Raw genomic sequence first — 13,220 nt, 5'->3', positions numbered from 1 at the left:
CATCCGCCAGGAGACACTCATGAACGCCATTGCAGAATCATCGGACGTCGGCACGCTTCATCGTGAAGCACTGCGAATCGATGGAGAAAAGATCTACCGCGACGCGGTGATCGACGTGCGCAACCCGTACGACGGCTCGCTGGTCGGCACCGTGCCGAAGGCGACGCTCGACGACGTGCGCCGCGCGTTCGCGGTCGCACGTGCGTACCGGCCGACGCTCACGCGGCACGACCGCGCGGCGATCCTGCGCCGCGCGGCCGACATCGTGCGCGCGCGCACCGCGCAGATCGCGGCACTCATCACGGCCGAGGCCGGCTTGTGCATCAAGGACTCGACGTACGAAGCCGGCCGCGTGGCCGACGTGCTGACGTTCGGCGCCGGCGAAGTGCTGAAGGACGACGGGCAGATCTTCTCGTGCGATCTGACGCCACACGGCAAGAAGCGCCGCGTGTACACGCAGCGCGACCCGCTGCTCGGCGTGATTTCGGCGATCACGCCGTTCAATCATCCGATGAACCAGGTCGCGCACAAGATCGTGCCGTCGGTGGCGACCAACAACCGGATCGTCGTGAAGCCGTCGGAGAAGGTGCCGCTGTCGTGCTACCTCTTCGCGGACATCCTGTACGAAGCCGGCCTGCCGCCGCAGATGCTGCAGGTGATCACCGGCGACCCGAAGGAGATCGCCGACGAGCTGATCACGAACCCGGCGATCGACATGATCACGTTCACCGGCGGCGTGTCGATCGGCAAGTCGATCGCCGCGCGGATGGGCTACCGGCGCGCGGTGCTGGAACTCGGCGGCAACGATCCGATCATCGTGATGGAAGACGCCGATCTCGACGAAGCGAGCACGCTCGCGGTGTCTGGCTCGTACAAGAATTCGGGGCAGCGCTGCACGGCGATCAAGCGGATGCTCGTGCACGAGGCGGTAGCCGATCGCTTCACGGAGCTGGTCGTCGAGAAAACGCGCGCATGGTCGTACGGCAATCCGTCCGATCCGTCGGTCGACATGGGCACGGTGATCGACGAAGCGGCCGCGAAATTCTGCGAGCAGCAGGTGAACGACGCGATCGCGCGCGGGGCGCGGCTGCTGGTCGGCAACGTGCGCGAGGGTGCGCTGTATTCGCCGACCGTCGTCGATCGCGTGACGCCCGACATGCCGCTGGTGAAGCATGAAACCTTCGGCCCGGTGTCGCCGATCATGCGCTTTCGCGACATCGACGAAGCGATCCGGATGTCGAACAGCACCGACTACGCGCTGTCGTCGTCGGTGTGCACGAATCGCTTCGACCACATCACGCGCTTCATCACCGAGCTGGAAGTCGGCAGCGTGAACGTGCGCGAGGTGCCGGGCTATCGACTCGAACTGACGCCGTTCGGCGGCGTGAAGGATTCGGGGCTCGGGTACAAGGAAGGCGTGCAGGAGGCGATGAAGAGCTTCACGAATACGAAGACGTATTCGTTGCCGTGGTAAGTGGCGTGCAACGCGCTCGCGCCGGCATCGCAGCTGGCGCGAGCGTTATTCGATCGGCTCATGTCGTTCGCCGATTTGCGTTTTTGGCGCACCTCGACGCGTCGGTAGAATTCGCGGGCCGCTCGAACGGCACCCGCGTGCCGGCCTCGTGACGCGAGACGCGGTGCCGGCTCAGCCCGGCGCGTACCCGTCGAGCACGGCCGCCACGATCGCTTCCGGCGCATCTTCCTGAACCAGATGGCCCGCGCGCGGGACCCGGATCAGCTTGCCGTTCGCGATGCGATCGGCCAGGGCTTGTCCTTGCTCGCGCGGAATCCACACGTCGTCCTCGCCCCGCACGATGCGCACCGGAAAGTCCGGCGGCGCGTAGCGGGCCTCCGCTTCCTCGATGTAGCGCTGGCGCATCTGCGCGATCTGACGATAGAACGCGGCCTGGCCGGCCGGCGTGAGCCATGGTGCACGGTAGATCGACAGCACGTCATCGCTCAACGGCTGCGCGACCGCATTGCCGAGATAGGCCGACAGGAGTGCACGATGCGCGTACGCGGGCAAGCCGGCGAACGCGGCTTCGTGCTGCGCGACGTGGCGCACGAACGGCGAGCCTTGCGGCGCGATCGCGACCGGGTTCACAAGCGTGAGATCCGCATACGCGATGCCATCGAGAAAGTGCGCGCGCAGCACGGTCGTGCCGCCGTAGTCGTGCGCGAGCACGCGCGGCCGCGCGAGTTTCCATTCGTTCAGCAGCGCGCCGAACAGCGCGTTCTGACGGCCCAGCGACACGTCCGCGTCCGGCATGTCGGACTGGCCGTAGCCGAGCAGGTCGTAGAAATACACGCGATGGCGCCGTGCGAGCCACGGCGCGATCCGGCGCCATACCTGCGACGAAAACGGCGTGCCGTGCACGAGCACCAGCGGCGGGCCTTCGCCGAGTGTGCCCCATGCAATCGAGTGGCCTTCGAAATTGAAGCGGTTCGGGAGTTCGAGCATCGGCTTCTCCGTGATAACCTGTTTCGGTGGTTAACAGGTTACGCCGGATGCTCCGGATGTGAAACCGATAGGCGGAAATAAATGGTTACTCGATCCGACCCCGCTCGACACGGGCATGAATGGAGCGCGGCCGATTTCGTCGGCGGCCATCCGGCGCTCGACTTCCTCAACACGGTGGCCGACACCGGCAAGACGCGCGACGAAGACAAGCTCGTTGACTGGCCGGCCGTGCGCGCATGGGCCGGGAAAGCGGGGTTGCTGGCGCCCGACGATCTGGCGCGGCTGCTGCGTCACCCGCGCCAGGACGGCCCGGACGAGCTGGCGGCGCTGCACCGCTTTCGCGACGACGCGTACGTCGCAATCGCGCACCTGACGGCCGACGGCGGCGGCAGCGCGGGGGCGCGCGCGGCGGACCGGCTCGCGGTGGCGATCCGCGACGCGATCGGGCGCAGCGCGTTCGACGCGGTCGGCGGCCGCTTCGCGTGGCGGCCCGATGCGCGCGCCGCGTCGCGCTGGATCGATGCGGTCGCGCTCGGTTTCGAGCATCTGATGCGCAGCGATGATTTCGCGCGCGTGCGGCAGTGCGGCCGGTGTACGTGGTTCTTCGTCGATCGCGGCCGCGGCGTCGGGCGGCGGTGGTGCGACATGCGCACCTGCGGGAATCGCGCGAAGGTGGAGGCGTTCAGGGAGCGGTGACGTGCGCGTCGCGACGGCTGCCGCACCGCGCGTGCGTCATGGTGCCGTTTCGTGCGGCCGGAGGTCGGGCCATAACGTCGCGGCGACGAACAGCCCCGCTGCCAGGAACGGCGCGCCGATCGCGAACAGGATGGCCGTGAGGCCCCAGCGATCCCAGAAGCGGTCGACGAGCGCACGCTCGGGGGTGACGGGATCGTACAGCACGCTGACCGCGTCGCCTTCGTGCAGATCCGGGTGCGACGACGCCGAGCCCTGGGCGAACGTGATCAGCCGCCCGCTGTCGGTCGTGAACGCGACGATGGCCGAATACAGCGACATGCGCGACCGCGACGACCGTCCGTTTTTCGCGATCTCGACCACATGGCCGGTCGAGCGCGCATAGTGGTGGACGATCTGCCACTGACGCAGGCCGGCCGCGCCGGCCCCGGCGACGAAGCCCGTGCCGATCGCGATCGGGATTAGCACGATCGCGACATCCCAGCGGCGCCGTGCCGCCTTGCGTGCGACGCGGGGCCGCGCCGGCTCCGATTGCCGGCGGCGACGCTCGCCGGCGATCAGCAGGCTGCCGATCGCGAACGACGCGACGGCGAGCAGCGCCGGCACGGCCACCGGAAACCAGCGTTGGGTGAAATCGTCGATCAGCGCGGGGCGCTCGGGGTGGTCGGGATCGACCAGGACATCGACGTTTTCGCCGATGTCGTATGCGGGGACCGTCGAGGCGGTATTGCCGGCGACTTCGCGGCGGCGGCCGTCGTTCGCGAGGTACGCGACGATCGGCCGGTAAGCGCGCATCGCATCGCTGTCCTGGACGATACGCACGACCGTGCCCGGCGCGCGGACCAGGCGGCCGGGTTCCCGGCTTGCCGTGATGGCGAGTACGCCGGCCAGCACGGACAGGATGACACCGATCATCAGCGCGACCAGCGCGTCCTTACCGGGCATGACTTGATCCGGTTCGTGCGTCGTGCGGATTTGGTTGTGCCCGGATGAGCGGCTCATCTCGACGGACAGGCCGATATTGATGCAACCATGCCCTCTGAATGGTCGCGTCTCGTTCACATGCTTCCATGTCTGACGTCCCATGTTCTCTCAGTGCCGGCGGGCAGGCGACGATACCTGCGCCGGTCGTGTGATATTTGTCGGACGATTCTAGCGGAAACGATGCGCAACGGGCGTGCGGTGACGTACCGCGAAAGGCGCGCGCCGTGAGTGCGGCGCGCCAAAACGAAAAAGGCCGGTCAGCTTTCGCTGACCGGCCTTTGGAATTCCTGGTGGGGCGTGAGTGACTCGAACACTTGACCTACGGATTAAGTGGTATGCATAAACTTGTTTGGAATCAGTCATATATTTGTCGCTCGCATCTACGAACCGTCGTTTTTGCAAGGGGCAGAATTCCTGTCGAGTCCAAGCCTCGCTGCGAATGGTCGATTGCGATCTAAATCAACTCGGCTGCGTCACGAATACGCTGCGCCGTCGCTGGCAAGCCATTGCGTTCAAGCGCTTGGGCGAAGTCCTCCGGGCTTGCTTTCGGATTTTTCCATCGTCTCCGCATGCCTTTGAATGCCGACATGGTGGAGATGTAGTCCAGATCCCATTGATTGATGATGAAGCGGTCTGGATGGATGACTTCGATTCCATACGGGCCGACGCTCTCGGCTGGGAAATCCTTTAGATTGGCCGTCACGATGCAATCGGCATGGCCCGCGATGGCCGCTGCCAATACATGCCTGTCGCCAGGATCGGGGAGGCTCATGTTTGCAACGAGCGGGGTCCATGCGGATTCGGGCACTTCCCAATCCAGCACGGCGTCCCGCATGCCATCTCGCCGTATTTCGAGTCTGCCTGCGAGCTCAGGCCGAAGCGTTTCCAGGTTAGTGATCCATTCCTGCTCGATGCATTGAGTCCACTTCGCAGCAAAGAGTCCCGCGGTTGCGAGACTCATGAGGGAGTCGGCAACCGCAATAGGAAACAGCACGCACGCATCGAGCAGGGCCGTATAACGTACGTGACCGGCCATGTCAGTAATCCAGCCCTAGTTTTTCGGCGTTCTCTGCCAGCCGATCCAGTGCCGCCACTTGCTTTTCGCGCATTTGGCGTGCGTACTCGTTAAGATCCTCAAGTGCGATCCGCCGGTGCGTGCCGACCATGCGATGTTTGAGCCTGCCCGCCTCGATTTCCTTGATCACGAATGGACGCGATACGTTGAGGAAGTTGGCGGCCTCCACGGTCGTAAATTCGCGATCTGCTCTCATGATGGTGATCGGCTGGCCCTCGCTTATAGCGCCGAGCAGTTGCCCGATGAGTTTCAGTGAGGCTGGTGGGAGGGCGATAGTTGGATGGTCTCCGGCATCAGTCGTCAGGGTGATTTTTGCCGCGCGCGAATGATCCAGGGCTTCCATGATGCAGCGTTGTGCAACGCTTGCCATTTCGAGGTCCTTCTTGGTCATCTCCGGTGGCGTCATCTCCCGAATCCGCTCTACGGTGCGCATATATTCCTCTCTCAAAGTCAAAAACCAGATAGGCGCTACGCTTGCAATCGCAGCGCTGCGATTGCAAGCGTAGCGCCTATCTGCAATAAATGCAACATGTGCAACAACTGGTTGTCGGTCATGCTCACAAATGATCGCGCTGCACAGTGCGGAGCGCACCGATGGCGGCTGCGTGCGGGCACGAGGCAGGATCGCTGGTTATCACTATCCAGCGCGGGCGGGCTTGGCCGCGAATCACAGGGCCGGTTTGACGTTTGTGAGGCCTCCAACCGGTACGGGTGCTGGGTTTCGAGCGCTTAAACCATTGCGATTGGCATGGGAAGCAAAGCGGCGGAAACCGGCACGGCCCTATTAGGAAAGATCGGCCAAGGCACTACTTGCCGGTGCATCTGGGCGATCGAATCTCGGCGGCGAGTCGATTCGTCGGGGCTTGTTCAGTTGCTGACGGGGCAAATCGATTTTACCCGTTGCTCCATTGTTATCCCGATAAGGCGGCTGAGAAGCAAAGCCCAGGGATGGCTTGGGGAAGTTGCTGAGTGACGAAAAAGCGTTGCACGTTCAACGGGATCAAGTGCGGAAGTGATAGACGCACCGAGCTACAGCCAATCGCGAACCGTAGGGCAAACAGTCGATTGACGCTTCGTCGACAGTCGGAAAAGAAAAAGGCCGGTCAGCTTTTGCTGACCGGCCTTTGGAATTCCTGGTGGGGCGTGAGTGACTCGAACACTCGACCTACGGATTAAGAGTCCGCTGCTCTACCAACTGAGCTAACGCCCCCAACAGAAGAAAGATTATGCGTGAGTATTTCAGACTTGGCAAGCCCTTTGTGCCAATTTCCTGAAAATATTTCGTCAAGACAACGGCGGCTGTCAGCGCGATAACGAGCGGTCGCAGTTTGCGCGCTCCCGGTATGATGACGCCACACGCGCTGCGCGGCGGTCGCGCAACGCTTTCTGGACATTCGAAGATGGACGAAAACGCAGTCCGCGAATTGCTGGATCGCCTGCTGGCCCCGTGGGTCCGCTCGCTGGGTCTGGTCCCCGTGTCGATCGGCGACGACAGCGTCACGCTGCGCCTGCCGTTTTCCGGCGAATTCCGCCATTCGGGCGGCGTGATCTGCGGCCAGGTGTTCACGGCGGCCGCCGACACCGCGATGGTGGTGGCGATCTCGGCCGCGCTCGGCGAATTCCGGCCGATGACGACGGTGTCACTGAACACGAACTTCATGCGTCCTGTGCGCAAGGGCGACGTGCTCGTCACCGCGCGCGTGCTGCGGATGGGCCGCAACCTCGTGTTCGGCGAAGTCGAGCTGTTCGACGAGGACGGCAAGATGGCGGTCCACGCGACGTCGACCTACGCGCTCGTCAGCTGAGCGGCGCGATGTTCGACCAGATCGTCTTTGCGGGCGGCGGCAATCGGTGCTGGTGGCAGGCCGGCTTCTGGGACGTCGCGCAGCCGGCTCTTGGCCTGCGCCCGCGCGTGATCACCGGCATCTCGGCCGGCGCGGCCACGGCGTGCATGCTGTATACGCGCGACGCCGCGTGGGTGATGCGCTATTACGAAGAGGCGCTGCGCCACAACCGGAAGAACGCGTACTGGGGCAACCTGTTCGGTCGCGAGCCGGTGTTTCCGCACTACCGGATCTATCGTCAGGCGTTGCTCGACATCTACGGCGAGCCGTTCGCGAAGCTCGCCGCGGCGCCGGAGATCCGCATAGGCGTGTCACACGTGCCGCGCTGGCTCGGCGCGCGCAGCGCGGTCGCCGCCGGCCTCGTCGCGTACAACATCGAAAAGTACGTGCGCAAGACGCTGCACCCGACGCTCGGGCGCACGCTCGGTTTCCGGCCCGAATTCGTGCGCGCGCAAGCCTGCACGCAAGTAGACGAACTCGCCGACCTGATCCTGCAGTCGTCCTGCACGCCGCCGTTCACGCCGGTGCTGCGGCGCGGCGGCCGGCCGGTGCTCGACGGCGGGATGGTCGACAACGTGCCGGTCGATGCGCTCGACCCGTCGCCGGGCGACGTGCTGGTGCTCGTCACGCGGCTGTATCCGCGTCCGCAAATGTTCACGGTCGCGCATGGCGACCAGCGGCGGCTGTATGTGCAGCCGTCGAGCAAGGTGCCGATTTCGAGCTGGGATTACACGAGCCCGTCGCAGATGCGGCATGCGTACGATCTCGGGCGGCGCGACGGCGAGCATTTTCTCTCGCGGGTCGGCGCGATGACGGGCGGCCGCGCGGCCGCCTGACGATCGGGAATGGAGCAACGGGGCCGCGCGACGTGCGCGGCCCGTGCGATCAGCGCTTGCGGATCGGCGTCAGCGCTTCCGGGTTCGCGACGCTCGACATGTCGCCGTCGTCGAACGCGAGAATGTTGCGGAAGGCGGCACTGAAATACAGCTCGTAGCTTTCGCGTTCGACGTAGCCGATGTGCGGCGTGCAGATCACGTTTTCCATCCGCAGCAGGCTGTAGCCCTGCAGGATCGGCTCGCTCTCGAACACATCGATCGCGACCATCCCCGGACGGTTGTGCGACAGCGCGTTGACGAGCGCGTTTTCCTCGAGCAGCTCGGCGCGGCTCGTGTTGACGAGCAGCGACGTCGGCTTCATCCGCATCAGGTCTTCCTGCGTCACGATCCCGCGCGTGTCGTCGTGCAGGCGCAGGTGCAGCGACAGCACGTCGCTCTGCTCGAACAGCGCTTCGCGGCTCTCGGCGGCCGTGTAGCCGTCGGCGCGCGCGGCTTCGAGCGAATGCTCGCGGCCCCAGATCAGCACGTTCATCCCGAACGCCTTGCCGTAACCGGCGACGAGCCGGCCGATCTTGCCGTAGCCCCAGATGCCGAGCGTCTGGCCGCGCAGCACCTGGCCGAGGCCGAAGTTCGGCGGCAGCGCCGACGTCTTCAGGCCCGACTGCTGCCACGCGCCTTGCTTCAGGTTCGCGACGTACTGCGGGATGCGGCGCTGGGCGGCCATCACGAGCGCCCAGGTCAGCTCGGCCGGCGCGACCGGCGAACCGGTGCCTTCGAGCACCGCGATGCCGCGGTCGGTACACGCGTCGAGATCGATGTGGCTCGACACACGGCCGGTCTGGCTGATCATGCGCAGGTTCGGCAGCTTCGCGAGCAGCTGTGAAGTAATCGGGGTCCGTTCACGAATCAGCACGAGCGCCTCGACTTCCGCCAGACGGCTGGCGAGCTGTCCCAGGCCGCGCACCGTATTGTTGAAGACCTTTACGTCGTGTCCGGCGAGCATCTCGAAGCAGTTCAGCTTGCGGACGGCGTCCTGGTAGTCATCGAGAATGGCAATTTTCATGGTGAACGGGGGTGTCGCGCGTTGAAAGCGGGGCGGGCAGCGGCGCACCTTGCGCGCCCGTTCCGCCCGGCCGGGGCCGACATGATGCTACGTCGGCCGCCTTCGTGGGGTCTTTTTAACAGGTTGTTACGCTCCGCCGCAATCGGCGCAGCCATCCTCCGCGCCGCGCGCACGCCGGACGAAGGGGTGCGCTGTTGTGTCGCATCAAATATGTCCTTTCTGATTCGGTCGCTTACTCGACGAGGTTCACCCAATTGTTGCTTCAAGCAGAATAATTGGATCAACTATCCGCGGAAGCCGAGGATTTTTGACTATTTTTATCGTCAACAGCCCCGTTGTTGAGCAACTCTGCATCATTTCCGCTGTCGTAGGAGAATTACGCATAGGCTTCAACTTTTTGAAGTTGTAACAGCGGCAGGAGTCGTTTATGGATCATTTGCAGTCGATGCGCGTGTTCGTCAAGGTTGCAGATCTCGGCAGTTTCGCGCGGGCCGCGAGCGCAATGGATATCTCCAACGCGGTCGCGACGCGCCACGTCGCCGATCTGGAAGGCCGGCTCGGCACGCGTTTGCTCAACCGCACCACGCGCAGCCTCTCCCTGACGGAGTCGGGTCAGGTCTATCTGGAGCGTGCCCGCCAGATCCTCGACGAGCTCGAGGACGTCGAGCAGATGGTCGTCGCACGCAATCACGAGCCGGTCGGCACGCTGCGCATCGTTGCGCCGGTCGTGTTCGGCCTGCACAACCTCGCTCCCGTGCTGCAGTCGTACACGGAGAATTTCCCGAAAGTGGTGCCGGATCTCACGCTGGTCGACCGGCAGGTCGATCTCGTGGAGGAAGGCTTCGACGTCGGCATCGTCGTCACGCGCCAGATGCGCAGCGCGAGCATCGTCACGCGGCGCCTGACCACCGGTTGCATGACCGTGTGCGCGACGCCGAGCTATCTGGAGAAGCACGGCGTGCCGATTCATCCGGAACAGCTCGCCGAGCATCCGGCCTTGAGCCTGCCGACCGAATACTGGGGCGACGAGCGCGTGTTCACCGGGCCGGACGGCGAAGTGCGCGTGCGCCCGACCAACGTGATCGTCGCGAACAACACCGCGATGCTGCGCCAGTTCGCGTTGCTCGGAATGGGCGTCGCGATCCTGCCGAGCTACCTGATCGGCAGCGACATCGCGCGCGGCGCGCTGGTGCGGCTGCTGCCGGAATTCCGGCTGCCGCAGGTCGAGATCAACATCGCCTACCCGAGCCGGCGCCACCTGCCTGCCAAGGTGCGCACGTTCATCGACCACCTCGTCGAGCATTTCAGCCATTCGACCGACGCGACGATGGGTGAGCAGTGGGCCGCACAGGCCGCGATGCTGCCGCCGATCGGCGTCGAGATGCGGGCCGAGCAGCCCGAATCGACCGATCCGAACCTGCAGCCGCGTCTTGCGCGCTCGCCGCGCACGCGCGTGGCGGTGCCGTCGCCGCTGTAACGGCTCGGCGCCCCCGGTCGCGCGCAGGCCGGCACAAAGAAAAAACGCGGATCGATCGATCCGCGTTTTTTTATGGCTGCGTGCCGGCGCCGGACGCGCCGCAAGCGGCGCCCGGCGGCCGGGCCGTCACGAACCCGTCTTGCGCGCCGTCGTCTTGCGAGCGGCGGTCTTGCGTGCCGGTGCCGGTTTCTCTTCGGCGCCTTCGGTCACGGTTTCGGCATCCTTCGCCGCCGATTTGGCCGTCTTCTTCGCGGCGGCGGCCTTCGGCTCCTTCTTCTCGAACTCGAAGCCGATCTTGCCGTCCGGCTGCTTCACGAGGAACGCCTTGAAGTTGCGGCCGGTGCGCGACGACTTGAAGTTCGGCAGCAGATCCGTGCGGCCGTCGGCCAGCAGCTTGCCCATCTGCTCGCGCGTGATTTCCTGCTGCAGGATCACCTTGCCCGAGCGGAAATCGCAGGTCTTCGGGTTCGCCACCGAGTGCTCGCACACGTAGCTCATCCCGTGCTCGAACACGCGGCCCTTGCACTTCGGGCACGCGCCGACCGGTTCCTGCGCGGAGAAGTCGGGCGCTTCGCCGTCCTCGCCGCCCTGGTCCTGGCCGAAATCGAACTCGAGCTTGTAGTTCTTCGTCTCGTCGTCGAAGGACAGCTTGAGGATCGCCGAAAACGGGCGGCCCATCTTGCTGCGGAACCCCGACAGCGGCCCGATTTCCTTCTTCTGCAGCAGCTCCTCGACTTCCGGGATCTCGAATTGCCGGCTGCCCGGAATCTTCGAGATCGAGAATTCGCACTTCGTGCACGCGAAGCGGCGGTAGTTTTCCTTCACCTGGCCACCGCAGTTCGGGCACGGTGTCTGGAGGGTCGCGTAGTCGCCGGGGATCGTGTCGGAATCGTATTCCTTCGCGCGCTTGACGATCTGCTGCGTCATGCGGGCGATTTCCTGCATGAACGCGTCGCGGCCGAGATTGCCGCGCTCCATCTGCGACAGCTTGTATTCCCATTCGCCGGTGAGCTCGGGCGCCGTGAGTTCCTTCACGCCGAGGCCGCGCAGCAGCGTCATCAGCTGGAATGCCTTCGCGGTCGGGATCAGTTCGCGGCCTTCGCGCAGCAGATACTTCTCGCCGAGCAGGCCTTCGATGATCGCCGCGCGCGTGGCCGGCGTGCCGAGGCCCTTCGCGGCCATCGCCTCGCGCAGCTCGTCGTCCTCGACCAGCTTGCCCGCGCCTTCCATCGCGGACAGCAGCGTCGCTTCCGAGTAGCGTGCGGGCGGCTTCGTCACCAGCGCGACGGCGGCGATCTCGTCCGTCTTCACCTTCTCGTTCTTCTGCACCGGCACGAGGTTCGCGTCCGCGCCTTCGGCATCGCGGCCATACACCTGCAGCCAGCCCGGCTCGACGAGTACCTTGCCTTCGGTCTTGAAGTGATGGCCGGCGACTTCGGTGATTCGGGTCGTCACGCGGAATTCGGCTGCCGGGAAGAACACCGCGAGGAAGCGCTTCACGACCATGTCGTACAGCTTCTGCTCCGGCTCGGACAGCGACTTCGGCGCCTGCAGCGTCGGGATGATTGCAAAGTGGTCGCTGATCTTCGAGTTGTCGAAGATCCGCTTGTTCGGCTTCACCCAGCCCTTGTCGAGCACCTGTTTCGCATGCGGCAGGTAGTTGTTGCTCTCCTTGAGCATCTCGAGCGTGGACTCGACCGTCGACAGGTAGTCTTCCGGCAGCGCGCGCGCATCGGTACGCGGGTAGGTCAGCACCTTGTGCTTTTCATACAGCGCCTGGGCGAGGCCGAGCGTGTTCTTCGCGGAGAAGCCGAAGCGACCGTTCGCCTCGCGCTGCAGGCTCGTCAGGTCGAACAGCAGCGGCGACAGTTGCGTCGACGGCTTCGACTCCTCTGACACCGTGCCGACCTGGTCGCGGCAGGCGGCGACGATCGTTTCGGCGGCCGGCAGGCTCCACAGGCGGGAGTCGCGCCGTTCCGGATCGAATTCGTCGCGCTTGAATTTCGGGTCGTACCACTTGCCTTCGTAGAAGCCGCCCGCGCATGCGAATGCGGCTTTCACTTCCCAGTAGTCGCGCGGGACGAAGCGGCGGATTTTCTCTTCACGTTCGACGACGATCGACAACGTTGGCGTCTGAACGCGGCCGACGGTGGTCAGGAAGAAGCCGCCGCCCTTGCTGTTGAACGCGGTCATCGCGCGGGTGCCGTTGATCCCGACGAGCCAGTCGGCTTCCGAGCGGCAGCGTGCGGCGTCGGCGAGCGGCTGCATGTCCGAGTCGCTGCGCAGGTTCGCGAAGCCGTCGCGGATGGCCTGCGGCGTCATCGATTGCAGCCACAGGCGCTGGACCGGCTGTTTCGCCTTCGCGTGCTGCGCGATCAGGCGGAAAATCAGCTCGCCTTCGCGCCCCGCGTCACATGCGTTGATCAGGCGGTCGACGTCCTTGCGCTTCATCAGCTTCGTGAGCACCTTGAGGCGCGACTCGCTTTTTGCGATCGGGTTCAGGTCGAAATGCGGGGGAATGACGGGCAGATGCGCGAAGCTCCATTTCCCGCGCTTGACCTCGTACTCCTCCGGGGCCGCGATTTCCAGCAGGTGGCCGACAGCTGACGAAAGGACGAAATCGTCGCTTTCGTAATACTCGTCATGCTTGGTAAAGCCGCCCAAAGCGCGTGCGATGTCGTTCGCGACAGAAGGCTTTTCCGCAATGATCAGTGCTTTGGACATGACAGGTGTGTGGTGGTAGACCGGGTTCGCCGGTTGTGAGTCCCTTTTACGACCGCTTTATAG

11 protein-coding genes and 1 tRNA gene are annotated in these 13,220 nt (G+C 64.6%); 5 read left to right on the top strand and 7 right to left on the bottom strand.

Annotation, left to right across the window (positions count from 1 at the left end):
* The first annotated feature begins 19 nt into the window (after positions 1-19).
* Positions 20-1,474, top strand: coding sequence for a phosphonoacetaldehyde dehydrogenase (gene phnY / locus HWX09_RS10965; RefSeq protein ID WP_027785776.1), 1,455 nt, complete (start codon positions 20-22; stop codon positions 1,472-1,474).
* A gap of 171 nt (positions 1,475-1,645) precedes the next feature.
* On the opposite strand, the gene HWX09_RS10960 is transcribed toward phnY, so the two are convergent.
* Complete coding sequence (locus HWX09_RS10960) at positions 1,646-2,461, bottom strand: alpha/beta hydrolase (protein ID WP_027785775.1); 816 nt, start codon at positions 2,459-2,461, stop codon at positions 1,646-1,648.
* Positions 2,462-2,542: 81 nt separating this feature from the next.
* On the opposite strand from HWX09_RS10960, the gene HWX09_RS10955 reads away from it, so the two are divergent.
* Complete coding sequence (locus tag HWX09_RS10955; protein WP_027785774.1) at positions 2,543-3,157, top strand: CGNR zinc finger domain-containing protein; 615 nt, start codon at positions 2,543-2,545, stop codon at positions 3,155-3,157.
* A 36-nt stretch (positions 3,158-3,193) separates the two neighbouring features.
* Here the strand turns inward: HWX09_RS10955 and HWX09_RS10950 are convergent, their stop codons facing one another.
* The 4 genes from HWX09_RS10950 to HWX09_RS10935 all read right to left on the bottom strand — a co-directional run bounded on the left by HWX09_RS10950 (position 3,194) and on the right by HWX09_RS10935 (position 6,423).
* Complete coding sequence (locus HWX09_RS10950; RefSeq protein ID WP_027785773.1) at positions 3,194-4,240, bottom strand: DUF3592 domain-containing protein; 1,047 nt, start codon at positions 4,238-4,240, stop codon at positions 3,194-3,196.
* Between the two features lie 352 nt (positions 4,241-4,592).
* The gene (locus HWX09_RS10945) at positions 4,593-5,174 is read right to left on the bottom strand and encodes a PIN domain-containing protein (RefSeq protein WP_027785772.1); all 582 of its coding nucleotides are present in this window, start codon (positions 5,172-5,174) and stop codon (positions 4,593-4,595) included.
* 1 nt (position 5,175) lies between these two features.
* On the bottom strand, positions 5,176-5,604 hold the full coding sequence (locus HWX09_RS10940) for an excisionase family DNA-binding protein (protein WP_325047957.1): 429 nt from the start codon (positions 5,602-5,604) through the stop codon (positions 5,176-5,178).
* A gap of 743 nt (positions 5,605-6,347) precedes the next feature.
* Positions 6,348-6,423, bottom strand: a tRNA-Lys gene (locus tag HWX09_RS10935).
* A gap of 190 nt (positions 6,424-6,613) precedes the next feature.
* On the opposite strand from HWX09_RS10935, the gene HWX09_RS10930 reads away from it, so the two are divergent.
* Both HWX09_RS10930 and HWX09_RS10925 read left to right on the top strand, forming a co-directional pair.
* Positions 6,614-7,018: a PaaI family thioesterase gene (locus HWX09_RS10930; RefSeq protein WP_027785770.1), complete on the top strand. Its 405-nt coding sequence runs from the start codon at positions 6,614-6,616 to the stop codon at positions 7,016-7,018.
* Positions 7,019-7,026: 8 nt separating this feature from the next.
* Positions 7,027-7,893, top strand: a complete 867-nt coding sequence (locus HWX09_RS10925; protein WP_027785769.1) for a patatin-like phospholipase family protein — start codon at positions 7,027-7,029, stop codon at positions 7,891-7,893.
* Between the two features lie 49 nt (positions 7,894-7,942).
* Here the strand turns inward: HWX09_RS10925 and HWX09_RS10920 are convergent, their stop codons facing one another.
* On the bottom strand, positions 7,943-8,956 hold the full coding sequence (locus HWX09_RS10920) for a D-2-hydroxyacid dehydrogenase family protein (RefSeq protein ID WP_027785768.1): 1,014 nt from the start codon (positions 8,954-8,956) through the stop codon (positions 7,943-7,945).
* Between the two features lie 427 nt (positions 8,957-9,383).
* Here HWX09_RS10920 and HWX09_RS10915 point away from each other — a divergent pair, with 427 nt between their 5' ends.
* Positions 9,384-10,433, top strand: coding sequence for a LysR family transcriptional regulator (locus HWX09_RS10915; RefSeq protein WP_027785767.1), 1,050 nt, complete (start codon positions 9,384-9,386; stop codon positions 10,431-10,433).
* 126 nt (positions 10,434-10,559) lie between these two features.
* On the opposite strand, the gene HWX09_RS10910 is transcribed toward HWX09_RS10915, so the two are convergent.
* Entirely contained in the window at positions 10,560-13,157 is a 2,598-nt protein-coding gene (locus HWX09_RS10910) for a DNA topoisomerase III (protein ID WP_027785766.1), read from the bottom strand.
* Positions 13,158-13,220: the final 63 nt, after the last annotated feature.

Origin of the sequence: Burkholderia sp. BCC1208, assembly GCF_902833095.1 — a bacterium.
Classification (GTDB): Bacteria; Pseudomonadota; Gammaproteobacteria; order Burkholderiales; family Burkholderiaceae; genus Burkholderia.
Note: the sequence above shows the minus strand (reverse complement) of the source record. Positions and strands in the feature narration are given on the sequence as shown.